Genomic DNA, 19,278 nt, shown 5'->3' with positions numbered 1-19,278 from the left:
ACCCTGATAACCAGCCTAAGTTATTGTAAGTGAAGCTAGGAGAGCACCCCGCGACTGAAAACAATAAACTGAAAATTATTAGATACTTTGATAGCTTTTTCATTGTCTTTTTTTAAATCTTGTTTCTAAAACATAGTAAAGTTAACATTGAGAACAAATATTCAGCAATAGCATATAAATGAAATTAATTATCATTTAGGTATTGACGAAAAAACAAACCTAAGTAATAATCGTTATCAACAACTTGGCTCGCTAAAGTATTCTCACGGCAACATCTTGCTGTTAAAGGCTTTGATGTTGTTTTACCAAGTTAGTTCAAGACGTAACTCTTGATTGTCATCTGTTTCCTCGACCCAAGCAGCGACATAAAACGTTACACTTTACTTGCTACATTGCTCATATCGGTGACGGTAGATATGACACTAAAAAGCCCATCATGGGCTTTTTTTATTTCTTTAATTTTTCTGTAAAATCTGTATCTTAAGCCTACTTGTTAATTACAACGCTTGCCGCTGTCTATAAATTAGGCATTTACAGCTGTTGGGTCTAAACTATAAGAGATGTTTTGCTCAGTGACTGTTTGGCAATGCATTTTATCAATAGCTGATTGCCTATTATTGATACATAACACATTTGGAGGCAGACTATGATCAAGCCTAATTTTAAATCACTACTGTTCGCTAGTACGTTAATCCTCTCACCTTTTGCAAATGCCAGTCTTGAAGATGCCCAATTAGCGGCTAATGAAGGTCGTTTTGAAGAAGCACTTCATGAATTTAATTACCTTGCTGATAGAGGTTATGCCCCTGCAATCTATGAGCTTGCTAAAATGTACGAAGGTGGTTTTGGTGTGCAACGAGACTATCGAAAAGCGGCAGAGTTGTATGAAAAGGCTGTAAAGAAAGTACATGCTGATTCAATGTTTGCATTGGGTGTGCTTTATCAAGAAGGTAAAGGTGTTAAACTTGATAAAGAAAAAGCGATTTCACTTTTTGAAATGGCATCAAAAAAGAATCACCCTGCAGCTCAATATAATTTAGGCGTTATGTACGCTAATGGCGAAGGTGTTATTCAAGATTATCGCACCGCGCTTAGCTGGTACCAAAAAGCTGCAGCGAATAACTTTACTCTTGCTCAGTTTAATATGGCCTTGATGTACTACGAAGGTTTAGGAGTACCCAAGAACCTTGAGAAATCATACATTTGGAATACAATTGCTGAGTACAATGGCAATATGAATGCAAGTCATAGTCGTAAACTAGATGAGCGCAATATGATGCCAGCAGAAATTGAAGCTGCTAAAGAAAAAGCAGACGCAATTTATGCAAAAATACAGGCAGGCCTTTACGCCCCTGACGGACGTTTGTAAACAAGTAATGTACTTGCGCTTAACGGCGCAAGTACATCCATTTTAACAGTTTAATTAACAGCTTATTTTGTTTTAACAATAGGCTTGTGCGTGGATTAAACTTTCCTGATACTAGGGTATTTCTTGCGTGGCTAAAGGTTTTAAATCCCTCAACACCATGATAGTGCCCCATTCCTGATTCACCAATGCCACCAAACGGTAACTGATCTGCTGTAACCTGCATAAGTACATCGTTAATCGCTAATGTACCGCTTCTGATTGATGAACTTAGCTTACTAATTTTCTCTTTGTCATGGCCCAATATATATAATGCAAGTGGTGAGGAGTCACCATTGATGGTGTCAATCACTTGTTGCTCTGATTCATAACTTTTAATAGGTAGTAAAGGGCCAAAGATCTCATCTTGCATTACACGCATATCATCATTAACTTGCGTTAAAATATGTAACCCCATGCGATGTTTAAGTTCATCAACTTGGTGCCCTTCAATAGGCTCAAACACTTGTGCACCTTTGTCTTTTGCATCAAGCAGTGTTGCGCTTAAACGTTGGTACTGCGCATCAGAGACGATTGAAGTTAGGTTTTTACCTTCAACACCTTGTTTATAATACTTCTTATAAAGCTCACTCAACTGTAAGACTAACTGATGTTCAAGCTTTTTAGGCACAAACACATAATCTGGCGCGACACATATTTGCCCCGCGTTGTTTAATTTACCAAATAATAGTGTTTTTGCAGCTTCTTTAATATTCACATCTTCTAAAATCACTACCGGTGACTTGCCACCTAACTCAAGAGTCACAGGGGTTAGGTTTTTACTGGCAGCTTGCATTACTTTGCGCCCTACTGATGTCGAGCCTGTAAAAAGTAAGTGGGCAAACGGTAGGTCACAAAAGCATGCTGCGGTATCGGCTTCACCTTCAACAATGATGCAGTGCTCTGCAACTGTATCTGCCATCAGCTGTTTGATAACATTATTGGTATGCGGCGTAAATTCGCTTAGCTTTAACATCACTCTGTTACCAGCCGCTATTGCGCTTATAACTGGCACTAAAGCCAATTGAATTGGGTAGTTCCAAGGTGCGATAACGCCTACTACACCCTTAGGTTGGTAATGAATATGCGCTGATGAAGGCCACAAACTAATACCGACGCTGCGCGATTCGTTACGGGCCCATTTAGGTAAACGTTTTATTGTATCACTAATCGATTTCACAGTTGGCAGCAGATCGCCTAACACCGTATCAAACTCAGTACGATAACCAAAGTCTTTACTGGTTGCTGCAACTAAGGCCTGTTCATTTTCAATGAGGCGAGTTTTGATGGTTTTTAAAAGCTTAATACGCTTATCAAGCGCTAAATAAGGCTCAGCCAAAAAGGCGTCATTAAGTTTTAAAAATTTGCTGTGTAATTGTGCGTATATATCAGTCAAAAGGTCATCTCTTGATAAACGATTTTAGCCACTATAACCAGCTATAATTATCTGAGCAACTTTATAAATGTAAAAACAGCGCTCATAGTGAGCGCTGTTGATGGTTGGATTAGGTTGAAAACTTTTAAACTTATCTAAAAGCCAAACACAACTGCTGCAATGGTCATAGTTACTAAAGTGATCATCGCAATAGCAATAATGTTTAGTGCAAAACCAGATCGGATCATATCGCGCATTTGAATTTGTCCTGAGCCAAATACAATCGCATTTGGCGGTGTTGCAACTGGCATCATAAACGCACAACTACACGCGATTGCCGCAGGAATGACCCACACAAGAGGTGTACCAAATACAGATTCAGCAACCGGGCCTAAAAGTGGAAGGAAGCCTGCGGCTGTTGCTGTATTACTCGTGATCTCAGTTAAGAACGTAATTAAAGTAGCAACTGCTAGAACACTTAGTACCAAAGGTATAGCACTTGCACCCTCTATCATGTGCGCAATGTATTCAGCTAGACCTGATGATTTAATTTGCGCAGCAAGTGTTAAACCACCGCCGAATAGTAATAACACACCCCATGGCACCTTAGCAGCGCTTTCCCAGTCAAGAATACGCTCACCATCACCTTTGTTTGCTGGTAAGACAAATAACAATAGTGCCGCAGCAATCGCAATACCAGTGTCAGAGATTTTTAAACCCGACAGATCGGCAAGTACTGGTCTAAAGATCCAACAAACAGCTGCTAAGACAAAGACTGCTGCTACGCCTTTTTCAGCGCGCTGCATTTTACCAAGCTCTTGTAACTGCGATAAGAATAACGATTTCGTATCTTTACTTGCTGCTTTTGCACATTGTGTATCTACTTTGTAAGCAAACTTAGTTAACCAAACCCAGCATAAAATCAGCATAACTGTTGCAAGTGGTACACCTACTTTCATCCACTGTGCAAAACCTATTTCGATTTTGTAGCTATCTGATAAATACGCAGCCATTAACGCATTTGGCGGCGTACCAATTAACGTTGCAATACCACCGATACTCGCACCATAAGCAATCGACAGTAACATTGATTTACCAAACTGGTCATTATCAGGGTTAGATTGCTTCACCAACATAGTAATCGACATAGCAATCGGTAACATCATCACAGCGGTAGCTGTATTTGACATCCACATTGATAAAAATGCCGTTACTAACATCATGGCTAAAATTTGTAGGCTTGGCTTAGTCCCTGCTCGAAGCATAGTATTAAGCGCAATACGTTTATGTAAACCCCAACGCTCCATCGCAATTGAGATTAAAAAACCGCCCAAGAATAAAAAGATCAAAGGGTGTGCATAAGGCGACGCGACCCCTTTGATTGCAGCAATGCCAGCAAGAGGTGATATAACCAGTGGCAATAATGAAGTAGCAGGAATTGGCACAACTTCGCTTACCCACCAAGAAGCCATCCAAAAAGCAAGGCCCGCAGTGCGAAGTGCAGACACACTCATTCCCGCTGGTGGATCAATTAAGCAAGTTAATAGCATTACTAATGGGCCAAGCAGTAACATGACTGTGCTCATTAATGGACGTGGCTGAGAGCCATCTTTTGTTTGATTTACTAGTGACATACCTATTCCTTAGAACTTGTATTTAAGGCCAATTGCAACGCTGTTGTCTGATTCAAGTTCTAAATCTAAATCAGTATAGAATAAGTAGGCTGTGGTTTGTTTATCAAAAACATAATCAACACCTGCTGTCCATTGTTTACCTTCTTCAGCATGGCGAATTTTTGAGTCATCTTTAACGTACTGAAGCTTAGATACCCATTTATCGATAGCATAGCTTGCACTGAGTGCATAGCCATTACCTTCTTTACTTCCATCTGTTGATTCACTGCGTTGGAATAAGCCCGCAAGTTGTAGGTTTTCATGTTTCCATGCTGCAACCACACGGCTTGCAGTCAACTTGTTAAGTGCATCAACATGGCTGATAGCTAAATAGTAATCTTTTGATTTTAATGCACGGTCACCATAAATAACGGTTGCAGCAAAACCATCTTCATCGTTGCTACTGTCATCTTTTGGTGCATAAGTTAGCGCAAGCGATGCGCCACCATAGGTTTTTGAGCTATAGGTAATTGTATCACCAATACGGTCTTGACCAGGGATCAACTGGGCAATATCAGCTTGCGTTTCGTTAAAACCGTCAACTTTACCTTCTGAGTATTTAAAACGAGTATCGTTACGACCCACAACGACTTCACCAAAATCACCTGCTAGACCTAAGTAGGTATTACGAGCAGAAAATGGTTCACTGGTATCGTCATGCTCGAAGCCTTTTACTTGCACTTCGTATTTGAATACCGCTTTTAGCGATTCAGTTAGTTTATGACTACCTTTAATACCAATACGAGAAAAAGGTGCTTCAATTTGAGTGCCTTCATCTGCATAGCGCATAACGCCAGTATCTGTGTTTGCTATTTGAACTTCTGCTTTACCATATACAGCGTAATCTGCTGCCATTGCTGAGCCCGCTGTGCTCGCTAAAATCACAGCCGCTGCTACGCGTGTTTTGTTATGAGTGAATATTGTTGTCATTATGCGCCCCTTATTAGGTTCAAATTGTTGTTCCTAACTGTTAAGGCAAGTAGGTTGCCAACTTAGTTAATTTATAAAAAAACTATAAATAACAAAACATTAACTTCATTGGCTTAGTGGAGGCTGAGTTTTATGGGTGGATCTCCACACATTTTTAAGATTGTGTTGTCACCTGTTCCACCCATTATCTTTAATTAACTGTAGATGTACTGGTTAGTCTTTAAACATTTCCCGATTAATACCGTATTTAGTCATCTTGTCGTAAAGGGTTTTACGAGCAATTTGCAAAGTGACCATAGTGTCTTTAATGCTACCGTTGTTACGCTCTAACGCTTCTTCAATCAGTGATTGCTCATAAAAGCTGATTTTCTCAGCTAGGCTTAGGTCCTGAGCTAGTTCGTTTTCATTGTTTGCGTCGTTGTATGAAGCAAATGCTAAATCAGAGCCTAGCAATACTGCACGTTCGGCCTGATTTCTAAGTTCTCGCACATTACCTGGCCAATCATAAGCAAGTAGTCGCTGTTTTGCTTCACTACTAAGTGGTGCAGGTGGCTTATGAAAGCGTGTTGCAGCAATTGAGCTAAAGTGTTTAAAAAGTAATGGAATATCGGCTTTTCTATCGCGTAATGCAGGAATACTCACTTTAACTAAGTTTAATCGATAATAAAGATCGGCTCTAAACTCACCTGCTTCTACCAAGGTCATCAAATCAACTTTTGTAGCAGCAACAATGCGTACATCTAAATCAATGGCGTGGTTGTCGCCTACAGGCGTGACTTTTCTCTCTTCAAGCACCCTAAGTAACTTGACTTGTAAACTTGCAGGCGTTGACTCTATTTCATCTAAAAAAACGGTACCTCCTTTAGCAAATTCAAATTTACCTTGGCGAGATTGCGTTGCACCGGTGTAAGCCCCACTTGCCGCCCCAAATAACTCACTTTCAATTAATTGCTCAGGAATTGCACCACAGTTTATCGCTACGAAATTAGCCGCTGATCTGTTACTTTGATCGTGCAAGTAACGAGCAACTAACTCTTTACCTGTACCTGTTTCACCTTCTATAAGCACATCGGCGGGAGTATCAATTACAGCATTAAGTAAATGCATCATTTGTTGCATTTGCTCTGTTTCACCTAAAATACGCACACCGGGTGCAGAAGTTTTTTCTACCGCAATTTTCAAGGCGCGGTTTTCCATCACTAAAGCCCGTTTTTCTGAAGCACGCGCAATACAATCTAACAATTGCTCAGTAAGCGGCTTTTCAAATAAATCATAAGCCCCTAACTGCATAGCTTTAACCGCAACAGATACATCAGCAAAACCGGTAAGAAATATAACCGGCAGTTCACTATCAAACGCTTTTACTTGCTCTAAAAACTCCAAACCATCCATTTTTGGCATATTTATGTCGCTAAGCACAATTCCCTCAAAACGACGACCCAGTTTTGAAAGTGCAGCTGTAGGTTCGCTAAAACACTGAACTTGATAACCCTCAATTTCAAGCAGTTGCTTTAATGAATCGCGGATCACCGCTTCGTCATCAATAACAATTACCTGATTACAGGTAGTTGCAACTACACTCATGATTGTTCCTTATTAGTTTGTAAGGTTATTATAAATTGTGCCCCGCCTTCAGGACGGTTGTGAGCCGATAGTCGACCATTAAATGAGTCTATAATTTGTCGTGAAATAGATAAACCAAGCCCTAAACCATTACTGGTTTTAGTACTATAAAAAGGCTCAAAAATATTACCTAATGCATGTTGATCAATGCCTGGACCCGTATCAAGAATCGATAGCTTCACACGGTCGTCAAATAGTTCAAGTTCAAAACTCAATTCGCGCTTTTCTGATTCACTCATCGCTTGGCTGGCATTGGTGATTACGTTTACCAAGACTTGTTCAAACTTCACGCTGTCGACCCACACGGTTATGTTTGCGTCAATATCACTGGCTTTTACCTCGATATCATCTTGCTTAAGTTGAGCGCTGGCAATCATTAAAGCATTCTTTAACATACTCGCTAAGCTTTGCTGCCTCAATTGAGTTTGCGCCGGTTTACTAAAATGCTTTAACTGAGCAACAATTTTATGAACACGCTCTATTAACGACTGTACTAGCACTAAATTTTCGCCAGCTTGTTCAATATTGCCTTTCATAAGTAACCTTTTTGTACTTACTAAGTAGGTATTCATGGCACTCAAAGGTTGGTTTATTTCATGGTTAATGCCTGCACTTAATTGGCCTATCGTGGCCAATTTAGCTGTTTGGATCAGTGCTTTTTGAGCTTTTTCGAGCGCTTGGGTTCGTTCAATCACTTCTTGCTCAAGACTATGCCTTGAAAAAAGTAGTTTTTTATAACCAGCAAATCGTACCATTGCCATATGAATAAGCACCACAGCAATGGCATAAAACACACTAAACCAAAGAAGCCTTGGAATTTGTGCAAGCTCCACATTTGTCACATCCACCAACACACTGGCTTTAGCGTTTATAATGTCTATTGTTTCGATGGCACTAATAAAGCGCGCTTGTTTGCCATCAAGCTGAATGTTTTGCTGCGCGGTTTGTTTACTTAAAGGCTTGTGATTATGGGCAAGTAAGCTCGGTTTATGAGACAAGTATCGGCGTGACTTAATTAAAGCAGCCATTTGTGCATCATTGAGGGGCTTAAGAGATTTTAAACGCCAGTCAGCAACATCTGACATCACAATTACACTGTCTTCTAAAGTGATATAAAAATGGGTGCTATCTGATGCATTAAGTAGTTGGCGGTCTTGCTCAAACTTTTTAGCATTAACCTTTAATGTTACAACGGCAATGACTTTCCCTTTATCTATAACAGGCTCTGAAAAATAAATACCGCGCTCACTTGAGCGCATGCCTAAAGCAAAATAGGCAACTTTCCCACCTTGCTTGGCTAAATAAAAATAAGGCCGAAAAGCAAAATTACTTCCCAAAAAGGTGTAATCAACTTGCCAGTTACTACTTGCCACGACCGAACCTGATAAATCCATTAAATAGACATCTGATGCACCGCTGGCACGTTGAATATCTTCTAAATAATAATTAACGGCTTGTTTGCCTATACCTTGCTTAATCACAAAGGATTTAACTAAATCATTAGCACTCACTAAGGTAGGAATTGTTTTAAATCGGGCTAATTCACTGGAGAAGTAATGACTTAACTGAGTCGCTTGAACACGGCTTTGTTGCTCTGCCTGCTGATAATCATGGGCTCGCCCAACGTAAAAAACTAACACAAGCAACAATAAAAGCATTGCACCTGCAATAACTAACTTTTTACTTAATGACGACATTCAAACCTTTGTGAGCAGCGCAACTAGAAATTAAACTGGTAGTGTAACGATAATTCTTCTGTTGTACCAGCGACAGCGCCATTGTCCATACGTGGGTCAAACACGTTATATTTCTTGCCTAACAGATTTTCTGCTTTTAACGTTAACTGGCTCTTTGCGTTTACTTGCCATTTTAAACTGCCACCTAATAAGCTATAGGCAGACTGTTTGAAGTGAGCACCAGTTACTGAACTTACCTCAACTTTATCACGCCATAATAAGTTTAAACTTACTTGCCAGCTGTCAGATAAGTTGTAGCTGCTAACTAAGCTTGCGAAACGCTTAAAGCTCGCATTAATTGGATCTTCAAAGTATTGCGTGTAAGTGCCCGTTACAGAGAACTCTTTACTTGATTGCCAAGTGCCATCAAGCTCGATACCACTGTTTTGAGTATTAAATGAGTTTGCAAAAGTAAATAAGGCATCATTAGATTGCGTTGGCTCAATGTTTATAAAGTCATTGAGTTCATTATAAAAAAATACGGCATTAGCTTGTAACTCTGAAGTTTGATAATGCCAAACAAGCTCAGTGGTTTTTACTGATTCAGAGCGAAGTGATGGGTTACCTACGGTGACATCATCATTTGAAAAAAGCTCATTAGTAACCGGGGTTCTAAACGATTCGCCATATTGCACTTTAACGGTATGCTCTGGGTTTATAACATAAACACCCGCAAGACGAGGCGAAAGTTTACTGTCGATGTCTTTCACATCGTCATAGCGTGCCCCTATAAATAAAGTAAGTGCCTCTGAATAAGGTATTTTTAACTGCCCATACGCACTATATGTTTCGAAAGTATATTTAAGTGGCGCAAATTCAGGAAAGTCCATCACAGTCACGATACCTTGCTGATAATAAGCGGGGTCAATAATGACTAACATAGACTCATCATCATAGTAATTGGTACGTACCCCTGCTTTTACTTGCTTAGCCTCTGCATATTCAACACCTGCGGCAAGCTGCCATTGATTATCAAATTGATAACTCAATTCCGTTTCAAATTTACTATCGGTTGTTTGCCATTCTGGACCGAGGAAAAAGTCAGGTATATCGTCAAATTCAGCGATTAGACCAGCGCTAGAGATATTATGCTTTGTGTATGAGTAACTAGAATCTAGCTTTAGCTTATCGTTGTTAACCCAGTTATATTTAATGCCAACAAAGGTGTTATCACTGCTATGTTGGTTCTGCGTTGAATAGCCAGCAAGGTTTAAAAACTCATCAAGGGATGTTTCGTTGTAACGAGCTCGTAATTTAAGCTTTTTATAATCAACACCCGCTTCTAGATATATCGCTTCAAGAGGATCTTTTACTCCTTGCGGATAGCTTTCGCCGTCTTTTTGATCATAAGAAAAACTCGCAAAGAGTGATGTATCATCACTAAAGGAGCTATTAAACTGCCCTGTTGCGCCATAGCGACCATTATTACCAACCACAAGTTGCATAGTATTTCGCTCTTTAGAGGTAACAATATTCATGACCCCTAAAAACGCATTACTGCCATACAGCGCCGAGCCAGGGCCGCGAATAAACTCAATTTTTTCGATGACTTCAATGGGAATATAAGGCATGTAAACAGAGGCTTTACCGAATGATGATTCATTGACTCGTTCACCATTGATCATCACCAGTACATTGCCACTATCTAGATAAACACCCCGAGCATGATCTTTAGGCACTGCACCGACCCAATCCCCCCGGGTTGATTGCATACCAGGCACAAAGTTCATTACTTCATAGGCGTTATCAACACCAAGTGCTTGAATTTGTTTACGACTAAATACACTCATGGTTGAGGGAACAGAGGACAAGGTTTCGTTGGTTTTGCTAGCAATATCAACTTGAACGTCAAGCAAGTCTTCAAAACTTAAAGAGAATAAGTCTTGCTCTTCAGTCGCGTTTGCAACCAATGGAATGGTTGAGGCAACTGCAATTGAAAAAAGTGCTGAACATCTTAAAAACTTCACGTTGCGACTTACCTGTACTAATAGTCTATGCTGCAACAGCAACACATTGTTTACACTATTAATACAAAAGATTGGCAAGCTTGCAATGTTTTTATAGCTTTAGTTGAAGAGTTCTCGGAAGTAGATACAAAAAAACCCATTTTCAACTGTAAATGGGTTTTAAGAAAATCTGTTTTGGTGCACCAAACTTAATTATGCTGTTTCAACATTACCAGTGCGCTTTGCTTTGATGTACTTATATAAACCAATAAGTGACGCCGCTATCCAGAAAATTTCGATAACAAAACTAGCAAGGTTAAAGTTATAACAAAGACTAATCAGTAACAGAATTGCACCGGTTAAGTTCATCATGTTATACACAAGGCCGGTTGGCGATGCTTTATTCAGTTGCAATAAAAAGAAAGCACCAACCACTAAGAATGTGCCTGTCATGCCAATAATATCAAATAAAAGTGCTATCACGTGCGTGAGTCCATTTTGTTCATGTGTTTATACCCATACAACTGGCCCAATCCATGGGGAGGGTTGTTTTCATTCATTGAAACAGCAAACCGGCTAATAGTATCAGAGCATGAGGAATAAACGAGGATAAATGTCCGTATTTTAATTGCTACTTATGCGTCACCTTACCACCAATGATTTTTAGAGCAGGTGTGCCACGGATCATGGTCTGGCGGGCGAATTGACGTTGGCAGTCAGGACAAATACCGGTTTCGTTGGTAAAGTCTTGGCTAATACGTTCGACAAAACATTTAACCAACGCCCCTTTTCCACCTTTGCGGTATTTAAACAATTGGCTTTTACATTGTGAGCAAAAAATATCGACAGTTTTAGTCGGGCCTTTTTTGTTTGGTTTTGCCATTACAACTACATTACTAAACTAAAAGCATACTTTAACATGTTAAGGCCAGAGCCCCAAAACTAAGCCAATAACAGAAAACTGTAATATTGAATAACTTGCATTAACTAAAAACAACTTTAATGGTCGCTGTTCAAAGATATAACCAATTCCCAAAGCACAGCTGACCCAACATAAACCAATAATAAAGCCAGTGCCAACAGCCACCCCTACATTGACATTTGCACCAATAAATAACGATAAACTAAAAGCAATTAAACAACATAAAACAAAGCTGCCACCAAACACCATAAACGGGTTAATGCTCTGTAGGTCAAGTTCAGTTAAGCCACAGCTCTCCATCCAAATTCGTTTAAAAAGCCAAGGAGAATACCACACAGCGCCCAATAGGAAAGATGCAAGGGCAGCAAAAAATATCGCGAAGAAATTAAGTTCTGAAAAATGCATACGCCAGACTCATACAACTAACAGGGTTATTTTGACTTTAGTTAACGATCAGCAATGCAGCAAATCAAAGAGGTCGAGTTTTGTACCTATTTGCATTAAATTAATACTTTAGCATTAATTTAATCATTGTTTCAGTTTATTAAACAATCATTTTATTGTTGTACGGGTTTTTTCTGTAATTTACGTTGTAAAGTTCTTCGATGCATATTGAGTTGGCGTGCTGTCTCGGAGATATTGCCATTATTGCTATGCAATACATGCTGAATATGCTCCCACTCAAGTCGCTCTGGTGACATAATCTGGTTTGGCTTTGTGTCATCCAGTGATTGACTCGTCTCTGTATTACCTAAAATGGTTCTTATTAATGCATTAAAATCAACAGGTTTTGGTAAGTAATCATTAGCTCCTAAACGTATTGCTTCAACCGCACTGGCGATACTGGCAAAACCTGTGAGCAATACAATGCGCGCTGTTGGAAATTGAGCTCTAATTGGTTTAATTAATGCGAGGCCATTATCATCGCCAAGTTTCAAGTCCACTAAAAAGTGACTTGCTTCAAAAGTGGCTAATTTTTGTAATGCTTGTTCACTGTTATGAGCCAGTTCACATGTAAAGCCTTGCTTTGTAAAGCGCCTTGCAAGTGTGGTGGCAAGATTTACATCGTCTTCAATAATTAAAAGTTTCATACAATTTTTAAACTAACCATTGCAATTGCACCTTGCTGCGGGTGATTGCACAGTGTTAATGAGCCATTTAAGCGCTCTAAAGTCGCATTAGATAACATGACTGCCATCCCCATTCCGCCGCTACTTGGCATTAGCTGACCACCTAATGATGCCATTTGTTGCTCGCTAAAGCCTTGACCGAAATCACGCAATGATAAAGAAAGTTGTTGATTATCTATTTGCCAATCAGCTTCTATGATGTTTTGTTGGCTCTGATTATTCGCTGAAACAGCATTTTGTAGTAAATTCAAAATAGCTGGTAACAGCATGGCGTCACTTAAAATAGAGCATTCTGGTGCATCATTTTGCCAATGTATGCTTTGCTCTGGAAAATGCAGGGTCATAGCATCTTGAATGGTATTTTGTAATGTATCCGCGCTGATCACCTGCTGTGTTTGACCGGTTCTTAATGCATTTGATAGTGCTCTAAAGTACTCAAGCTGTTCTTTACATTGTGCTAATGGTTTAGCCATTTCTTGGACAATAGGATCATCAGCTTGTTGCTCTTGCAACTCTTCAAATAAAAGCTGTAAGTTTGCGATTGGTGTCGCTAGTTGGTGTGTCACTTGTGCTGCAGCGCCATCGAGAGTTAATAACTGCTCATGCCTCAGCTGCTGTTCACGGGTACGTGCAATGGTGGCTTCTCTAGCTCTTAAGGTACTATTTAATGTGCCAATTACAAACGCGATTACAATTGCACTAATAACAAAGTTAATCCACATACCAATAAAATGGTGTGTCATTTGCATTTGATGCATGGTGTGCTCAGGCATTCGTATCAGTAAAAAACTGTAAGCTGCGATTGCCAACACAGCGGTATAAGCAAGTCCTTTGGCATTAACAGACACTGCAGCTATCATTATTGGCAACAGCAATAATGAAACAAACGCATTGGTTGCCCCGCCGCTTAACGAGAGTAAAATAGTTAAAAACAGCAAATCAGCAGTTAATTGCATCAACACAGCAGCAGGTTTAGCTTTTGTTACTTTTCGATAAGCTAATATACTTAACAGCTGAAAAATTGCTTCAACACAAATAACAGCAAGTAACGGCAGTAAAGGTATTTGGTATTCAAATAGAAAATACACTGCAATCACAGCAACAAACTGCACAGCTATTGCGGCGCTTCTCAAAATTAGTAGGCGACTAATCGCCGGATCGGTTTGCATAGCGGACTCTTTAAGGCTTAATCATCGTCCATTGAAATTGTAAAAACAGCACAAGGCGTTCCCTGATGAAACACCATTTGCCATTGTTTACCATTAAAACGCCACAGTGACATGCGAACTGAATAGTTAAATTCAGAGCGGGCAGAGCGTCTAAAGGCCGCTTGATAGCTTAGTTGTGCAATATTCTCACTGAGCATACGACCTTTAAAATGTTGATTGTAAAATTGCGGCACCACCTCAGTTGGCAGACGGGTTAATACTTGGAACTTATTAAAAGACGTGCCATCGGCGGCTATTTCAATAAAATCATCATCAAGTAATGCATCAAGCGCTTCAGTAGATTGCCGCACTTCTGGCTCAAGCAACTGTCGCTCTGCATCAATCAAATGATTAAATAACGTCTCTTTAATTTTACCGCCCATAGTAACCCTTACTGTTTGAGCACTTTACCGTCCTTCATAACAAACTGAACCTGACTAAGTTCGCTAATGTTATCAAGTACATTCATATTAACGCTGATAATATCTGCTTGTTTACCAACACTCAAGTCACCAAGGCTATCACTTTGACCTAATAGTTTAGCAGCTTCAACGGTGGCTGATTTAATTGCCTGCTTTGGTGTCATGCCATATTTTACTAATAACTCAAATTCTTTGGCATTATCACCATGCTTAGATACCCCTGAGTCTGTACCAAAGGCTATTTTAACTTTGTTTTTTAAAGCTAATTTAAAAGACGCTTCCATTTTTGGCGCTACGATTTCTACTTTATCAGCAATGGCTTTTGGCATATTCGGGTTGTTTAGCACTTCTTCTTTTACTGTTGCACCAGCTAACAAAGTAGGGACTAAATACGCGTCTTGCTTTTTAAATAATTTAACTGTGTCTTTATCTAAAAAAGAGCCATGTTCGATTGAGTCGACACCCGCTCTAAGTGCAGCTTTTATACCTTCCGTACCATGAGCATGAGCGGTGACTTTACGACCTAAATGATGGGCGGTGTTGACAATGGCACTGAGCTCTTCATCAGTAAATTGCTGATTAACCCCTGCAGCTGTATTACTTAAAACACCACCTGTCGCAGTAATTTTAATCACATCAGCACCACTTTTTATTACATCGCGCACTGCACGAGTACAGTCGTCAGCACCATCACAGACACCCAAACCACCCCCTTCTGTTGCCTTGGTAATATCACGGCGATAACCATGCATGTCACCGTGGCCACCGGTCGGTGTGATCATATCGCCTGCAGCAAAAATGCGCGGACCAACAATATCGCCACGTTCAACCGCTCGCTTTAATGGAAAGATAACTTGATAACTGCTGCCAAGGTCGCGCACAGAGGTAAAACCCGCTTCTACCGTGCGTTTTAAGTACTTTAAAGAACGCAGTGCATAATCTGCTTCGTATTCAGTTGCCCATTGGTGTGGGTTACGTTTTGCATCTCGCTCAAAGGTAACATGAACGTGCATATCAATCAGACCCGGCAATACCATCTGATTTTTTAAATCAATAACGTCTGCGTCACTGAGCTTTAACTGTTGTTTTGTTAGAAAACCAGCTTTGATTGCTGCAATTTTACTATCTTCAATAACCAGTGTTTGCTGCTCTTTGACATCTTGATCAGTGCCAACTAGCATTTTCCCAGCATGGATTATGGTGGTTTGAGCATGAACCGTAAACGCAGATAATAAAGTCAGTACCGATAATGTGCTTATTTTTAGGTTTATTTTTTTCATAATCGCCTCTTTTTTATACTAGGTTTAACTTAAATGCTGAGTAAATGCCATTATTTACGACGTAGCGCAGCAATGAACTAGTGTTAACAAGTGATTTTTGATATAACTTCGGAAAAATTTAACAAGTCTGACCACATAAAGAGAACACATTATGTCTTATGCCCAAATTACTGGCTGGGGTAAATGTATACCACCAGCAAGCATCAGCAATGATGAAATTAGCAATATTGTTGATACCAATGATGAATGGATAACAACACGTACAGGCATCAAATCTCGCCGTGTCAGCCATGTTTCTACTGCCGATTTAGCAACTGTCGCAGCAAAACACGCGCTTGCATGTGCAGGTGTTGAAGGTAAAGACATTGACCTTGTGATTCTTGCGACTTGTACACCATCAACTATGGTGGCAAATACGGCGTCTTTAGTGCAAAAAAACATTGGTGCGGTAGGCGCAGCAGCAATGGACACTAATGCTGCATGTTCAGGCTTTTTATATGCATTACAAGCTGCTACAGCACAAATTCGTTCAGGTATGATCAAAAAAGCCGTAGTTATTGCAGCTGAACGCATGACTTGGTACATCAACTGGGCTCGTCGCGACAGTGCTGTATTATTTGGTGATGGTGCGGGTGCAGTTGTATTAGAAGCCTCAGATACACCATCAGGTTTACTCGCAACGAAAACAGGTTGTGACAGTGAAGATCGTGATATTTTGCATATCGAAAACTTTGGTAGCGACTTAAATAAATACGAACCAATTGGTCCGTCTAATTTATTATTCGAAGGACGTGAAATCTTCAAACGTGCAGTTAAAGGTATGAGTGAAGCCTGTGATGACGTGCTAAACCAAGCACAGTTAGATCTTGATGATATTGATGTATTAGTTCCTCACCAAGCTAATTTACGTATTATTCAAGCCATTCAACAACGCTTGAAAGTAGCTGACGAAAAAGTAATGGTGAACATTGCCGACTATGGTAATACTTCTGCTGCTACAATTGCGATTGCAATTTGTGAAGCTGTTGAGAAAGGCCTAATCAAGCCAAACTCAAATATTATGTCAGCAGCATTTGGTGCAGGCTTAACGTGGGCTGCAAGTTACATTAAATGGGGCGATCGGGTGACACCAATTGCAGTGTCTGATGCAGCTCTACCTGAGTGTGATAAAACAGGTCTTGAACTTGTTGCACCGGCTGTTGCGGCATGTAAAGCGGCAGAATAAAAAGCTGCACTCATTAATAGAAAAGCGCGGCTTAGTCCGCGTTTTTTTATGAGCATAAAAGGAATCGACCATGGAACTATTAGGTATACACCACGCTGCAATCATCTGTAGCAACTACGAGAGGTCGAAGCACTTTTATAGTGAAATATTAAAACTTCCGGTAATTAACGAACTATACCGCGCTGAACGTGACTCTTATAAACTAGATCTAGCACTACCAGATGGCAGTCAACTGGAGCTATTTTCGTTTCCCGCAGCCCCTAAAAGACCAAGTTACCCAGAAGCACAAGGACTTCGCCATTTAGCGTTTAATGTTGCTGATATTACAAAATCTAAACTCTATTTAGAAGAAAAAGGTATCAAGGTTGAAGAAATAAGAGTGGATGAAATCACCGGGAAGCAATTTACGTTTTTTGCTGATCCCGATGATTTACCATTAGAGTTATATCAGCTCTAATTTATTGGAAACGGTCTTGTAGATAGTTAAATACAGCGCGAATACCCAGTGCCTCACCACCAGTAGGACGACCTGGTAATGCACGTAAGTTCCAAGCCATTACATCAAAGTGGACCCAAGGGGTGCTTGGCTCAATGAACTCTTTTAAATAAAGCGCTGCAGTGATCGCACCACCAAATGGAGTCGACGCACAGTTAGCAATATCAGCTACATCACTTTTTAATAATGGCTTGTATTGATCAAATAACGGCAGTTGCCAAACAGGATCATGGCAGCTTTCACCTGCATCCATCAATTTGTTAGCCACTTCACGGTTATTTGCGAAAAAGCCTGGTAATTCAGTACCTAGGGCTACACGACAAGCACCGGTAAGGGTTGCAAAGTCAACGATAAGATCGGGGTTATCGTTTTGTGCTTCAGCAAGTGCATCACACAGCACTAAACGACCTTCAGCGTCAGTGTTATCAATTTCTACTGTGAACCCTTTACGAGTTTTGATCACATCACCAGGTCTAAATGCATTTCGAGAAACCGCATTTTCAACAGCAGGTACCAGTACACGTAAGCGAATTGGTAAGTTAGCAGCCATAATTAACTGCGCAAGACCAATAACATGCGCGGCACCGCCCATGTCTTTTTTCATATTACGCATACCTGAGCTTGGTTTGAGATCTAAACCGCCAGAATCAAAGCAAACCCCCTTACCAACTAAGGTAATTTGTGGAGCATCTTTTGCGCCCCAAGTTAAATCAAGTAAGCGAGGTTTATTCTCAGAGGCACGACCAACCATATGGATCGTTGGGTAATTTTGTTCTAATAGCTCATCACCAACCCACTCGCTAAACTCTCCATCAAAGGTGTCGGCTAAATCAGCCATCACTTGTGATAGGTGTTGCGGCATCATATCTGCAGCAGGCGTATTAACTAAATCACGCACTAAATTAATTGCACTTGCATGCTGCGATAAACGCTTAACTAAGCTTTCATCTTTAATAGCTAGTGTGGCACGTGGCGATGGTTTTTCTTTATATTCACTAAACTCGTAACCACCTAACACAAAACCCAGCGCTACTTGTTCTACAAATTTGTCATCACCTTGAATTTGATAACAGCCTGCAGGCAGTTTAGTTGATAAGTCACCTGCCAACCAAAAGTCCTGCAAATCATTAACTAAGCAATACACATGCTCAAGTGAACCCGATTCGCTATCAGCAATTAAGGCCATGCCTTTGTTTTTGAAATCACAATTTGTTAGCCAATTTTGTAAGGCTTGCGGCTGCTCGGTTAACCAGGTTGATAGGTCAGCTTTAGCGATAAATGACAGGGGAATTCCCGTAGAAGAATGGCGAATTAATGAACTCATTAAACGACTCGATATAAAGAAAAGGTATTTAAGCATACCAATATCTTGGTACAAAAGGTATAGGCAAAATTAGATAATCAAAACCTAATCAGTCTTTGTTTTGGTTCTCTTTTTCTTCTTTTTCTACTTGTTGATCAAGCTCTTTAATCGACTTATTGATATTGAATGAGCTAGGTAGCACATCAACACCAACCCATTGACCCAGTTTTACAACCAAAGGAATCGTAATAGGTGCAAAGGGCAATACAGCAAATACCCCTAAGCCAAGTCCTTTCAAAATATCTAAGAATTGCTCATTAGCAGTATGCAATTCTTCTTTAGTAGCTTGCCCTTGGGTGTATCGTCTATAGATATGAAGCATCTCTTTTGTTTCTTGCTTTTCTTGGGCAAGTGCGATTTTAAGTGCTACCATAGCACGCTTAAAACGTAGGGTCTGACGCTTTTTGGTAATTTTAGCCACTCGGAACGGGGCTCTATGAATAACTTTATATAATCGCATTAGGTTATTTTCACACAGCAGGCGACGTTCACAAAGTATAATTTACTTATATTAGGTTTTGTTTTATTCTTAAAACTCTAGTAC

18 protein-coding genes are annotated in these 19,278 nt (G+C 40.1%); 3 read left to right on the top strand and 15 right to left on the bottom strand.

The window, feature by feature from the left end; all coding sequences use genetic code 11:
- Positions 1-646: 646 nt before the first annotated feature.
- Entirely contained in the window at positions 647-1,369 is a 723-nt protein-coding gene (locus L1D46_RS15100) for a tetratricopeptide repeat protein (RefSeq protein WP_130052469.1), read from the top strand.
- Between the two features lie 19 nt (positions 1,370-1,388).
- On the opposite strand, the gene L1D46_RS15095 is transcribed toward L1D46_RS15100, so the two are convergent.
- The 13 genes from L1D46_RS15095 to L1D46_RS15035 form a co-directional block, all read right to left on the bottom strand.
- The gene (locus L1D46_RS15095) at positions 1,389-2,801 is read right to left on the bottom strand and encodes a coniferyl aldehyde dehydrogenase (protein WP_130052470.1); all 1,413 of its coding nucleotides are present in this window, start codon (positions 2,799-2,801) and stop codon (positions 1,389-1,391) included.
- A gap of 134 nt (positions 2,802-2,935) precedes the next feature.
- A complete protein-coding gene (locus L1D46_RS15090) occupies positions 2,936-4,366 on the bottom strand; it encodes an SLC13 family permease (protein ID WP_239977783.1) in 1,431 nt (476 codons plus the stop codon).
- A 57-nt stretch (positions 4,367-4,423) separates the two neighbouring features.
- Positions 4,424-5,383, bottom strand: a complete 960-nt coding sequence (locus L1D46_RS15085; RefSeq protein ID WP_130052472.1) for a porin — start codon at positions 5,381-5,383, stop codon at positions 4,424-4,426.
- 213 nt (positions 5,384-5,596) lie between these two features.
- Positions 5,597-6,967: a sigma-54 dependent transcriptional regulator gene (locus L1D46_RS15080; RefSeq protein ID WP_130052473.1), complete on the bottom strand. Its 1,371-nt coding sequence runs from the start codon at positions 6,965-6,967 to the stop codon at positions 5,597-5,599.
- Positions 6,964-8,703 (bottom strand): ATP-binding protein, encoded by a 1,740-nt coding sequence (locus L1D46_RS15075; protein ID WP_239977781.1) that lies wholly within the window; start codon positions 8,701-8,703, stop codon positions 6,964-6,966. The genes L1D46_RS15080 and L1D46_RS15075 overlap by 4 nt, the downstream gene beginning before the upstream one ends.
- A gap of 23 nt (positions 8,704-8,726) precedes the next feature.
- A complete protein-coding gene (locus L1D46_RS15070) occupies positions 8,727-10,709 on the bottom strand; it encodes a TonB-dependent receptor (protein ID WP_239977780.1) in 1,983 nt (660 codons plus the stop codon).
- A 192-nt stretch (positions 10,710-10,901) separates the two neighbouring features.
- Complete coding sequence (locus L1D46_RS15065) at positions 10,902-11,171, bottom strand: hypothetical protein (protein WP_054552127.1); 270 nt, start codon at positions 11,169-11,171, stop codon at positions 10,902-10,904.
- Between the two features lie 148 nt (positions 11,172-11,319).
- Positions 11,320-11,571, bottom strand: a complete 252-nt coding sequence (locus L1D46_RS15060; RefSeq protein WP_130052475.1) for a hypothetical protein — start codon at positions 11,569-11,571, stop codon at positions 11,320-11,322.
- A 39-nt stretch (positions 11,572-11,610) separates the two neighbouring features.
- Positions 11,611-12,015 carry a DUF1761 domain-containing protein gene (locus L1D46_RS15055; RefSeq protein WP_130052476.1) on the bottom strand — a complete coding sequence of 135 codons (405 nt, stop codon included), beginning with the start codon at positions 12,013-12,015 and terminating at the stop codon, positions 11,611-11,613.
- 152 nt (positions 12,016-12,167) lie between these two features.
- Positions 12,168-12,701 carry a response regulator gene (locus tag L1D46_RS15050; RefSeq protein ID WP_130052477.1) on the bottom strand — a complete coding sequence of 178 codons (534 nt, stop codon included), beginning with the start codon at positions 12,699-12,701 and terminating at the stop codon, positions 12,168-12,170.
- Positions 12,698-13,909 carry an ATP-binding protein gene (locus L1D46_RS15045; RefSeq protein WP_130052478.1) on the bottom strand — a complete coding sequence of 404 codons (1,212 nt, stop codon included), beginning with the start codon at positions 13,907-13,909 and terminating at the stop codon, positions 12,698-12,700. Before L1D46_RS15045 ends, L1D46_RS15050 begins: the two co-directional genes overlap by 4 nt.
- 17 nt (positions 13,910-13,926) lie before the next feature.
- Positions 13,927-14,331: a DUF4440 domain-containing protein gene (locus L1D46_RS15040; RefSeq protein ID WP_130052479.1), complete on the bottom strand. Its 405-nt coding sequence runs from the start codon at positions 14,329-14,331 to the stop codon at positions 13,927-13,929.
- Between the two features lie 8 nt (positions 14,332-14,339).
- Positions 14,340-15,653: an amidohydrolase family protein gene (locus tag L1D46_RS15035; RefSeq protein WP_239977782.1), complete on the bottom strand. Its 1,314-nt coding sequence runs from the start codon at positions 15,651-15,653 to the stop codon at positions 14,340-14,342.
- 148 nt (positions 15,654-15,801) lie between these two features.
- Here L1D46_RS15035 and L1D46_RS15030 point away from each other — a divergent pair, with 148 nt between their 5' ends.
- Positions 15,802-16,875, top strand: a complete 1,074-nt coding sequence (locus tag L1D46_RS15030; RefSeq protein WP_130052481.1) for a ketoacyl-ACP synthase III — start codon at positions 15,802-15,804, stop codon at positions 16,873-16,875.
- A 70-nt stretch (positions 16,876-16,945) separates the two neighbouring features.
- The gene (locus tag L1D46_RS15025; RefSeq protein WP_130052482.1) at positions 16,946-17,332 is read left to right on the top strand and encodes a VOC family protein; all 387 of its coding nucleotides are present in this window, start codon (positions 16,946-16,948) and stop codon (positions 17,330-17,332) included.
- Position 17,333: 1 nt separating this feature from the next.
- On the opposite strand, the gene L1D46_RS15020 is transcribed toward L1D46_RS15025, so the two are convergent.
- Positions 17,334-18,695: a leucyl aminopeptidase family protein gene (locus tag L1D46_RS15020; protein ID WP_239977779.1), complete on the bottom strand. Its 1,362-nt coding sequence runs from the start codon at positions 18,693-18,695 to the stop codon at positions 17,334-17,336.
- Positions 18,696-18,783: 88 nt separating this feature from the next.
- Positions 18,784-19,194: a hypothetical protein gene (locus tag L1D46_RS15015; protein WP_130052484.1), complete on the bottom strand. Its 411-nt coding sequence runs from the start codon at positions 19,192-19,194 to the stop codon at positions 18,784-18,786.
- Positions 19,195-19,278 lie beyond the last annotated feature (84 nt).

The organism is Pseudoalteromonas sp. Isolate3 (assembly GCF_022398505.1).
Classification (GTDB): Bacteria; Pseudomonadota; Gammaproteobacteria; order Enterobacterales; family Alteromonadaceae; genus Pseudoalteromonas; species Pseudoalteromonas apostichopi.
This window is presented reverse-complemented; position numbering and strand designations above follow the sequence as displayed.

What these genes read in the sequence shown, in the direction of transcription:
- L1D46_RS15030 (WP_130052481.1), top strand. Translation starts at nt 15,802, where the DNA reads ATGTCTTATGCCCAAATTACTGGCTGGGGTAAATGTATACCACCAGCA.
- L1D46_RS15075 (WP_239977781.1), bottom strand. Translation starts at nt 8,703, where the DNA reads ATGTCGTCATTAAGTAAAAAGTTAGTTATTGCAGGTGCAATGCTTTTA.
- L1D46_RS15040 (WP_130052479.1), bottom strand. Translation starts at nt 14,331, where the DNA reads ATGGGCGGTAAAATTAAAGAGACGTTATTTAATCATTTGATTGATGCA.
- L1D46_RS15055 (WP_130052476.1), bottom strand. Translation starts at nt 12,015, where the DNA reads ATGCATTTTTCAGAACTTAATTTCTTCGCGATATTTTTTGCTGCCCTT.
- L1D46_RS15085 (WP_130052472.1), bottom strand. Translation starts at nt 5,383, where the DNA reads ATGACAACAATATTCACTCATAACAAAACACGCGTAGCAGCGGCTGTG.
- L1D46_RS15045 (WP_130052478.1), bottom strand. Translation starts at nt 13,909, where the DNA reads ATGCAAACCGATCCGGCGATTAGTCGCCTACTAATTTTGAGAAGCGCC.
- L1D46_RS15060 (WP_130052475.1), bottom strand. Translation starts at nt 11,571, where the DNA reads ATGGCAAAACCAAACAAAAAAGGCCCGACTAAAACTGTCGATATTTTT.
- L1D46_RS15050 (WP_130052477.1), bottom strand. Translation starts at nt 12,701, where the DNA reads ATGAAACTTTTAATTATTGAAGACGATGTAAATCTTGCCACCACACTT.
- L1D46_RS15020 (WP_239977779.1), bottom strand. Translation starts at nt 18,695, where the DNA reads ATGAGTTCATTAATTCGCCATTCTTCTACGGGAATTCCCCTGTCATTT.
- L1D46_RS15100 (WP_130052469.1), top strand. Translation starts at nt 647, where the DNA reads ATGATCAAGCCTAATTTTAAATCACTACTGTTCGCTAGTACGTTAATC.
- L1D46_RS15015 (WP_130052484.1), bottom strand. Translation starts at nt 19,194, where the DNA reads ATGCGATTATATAAAGTTATTCATAGAGCCCCGTTCCGAGTGGCTAAA.
- L1D46_RS15025 (WP_130052482.1), top strand. Translation starts at nt 16,946, where the DNA reads ATGGAACTATTAGGTATACACCACGCTGCAATCATCTGTAGCAACTAC.
- L1D46_RS15090 (WP_239977783.1), bottom strand. Translation starts at nt 4,366, where the DNA reads ATGAGCACAGTCATGTTACTGCTTGGCCCATTAGTAATGCTATTAACT.
- L1D46_RS15080 (WP_130052473.1), bottom strand. Translation starts at nt 6,967, where the DNA reads ATGAGTGTAGTTGCAACTACCTGTAATCAGGTAATTGTTATTGATGAC.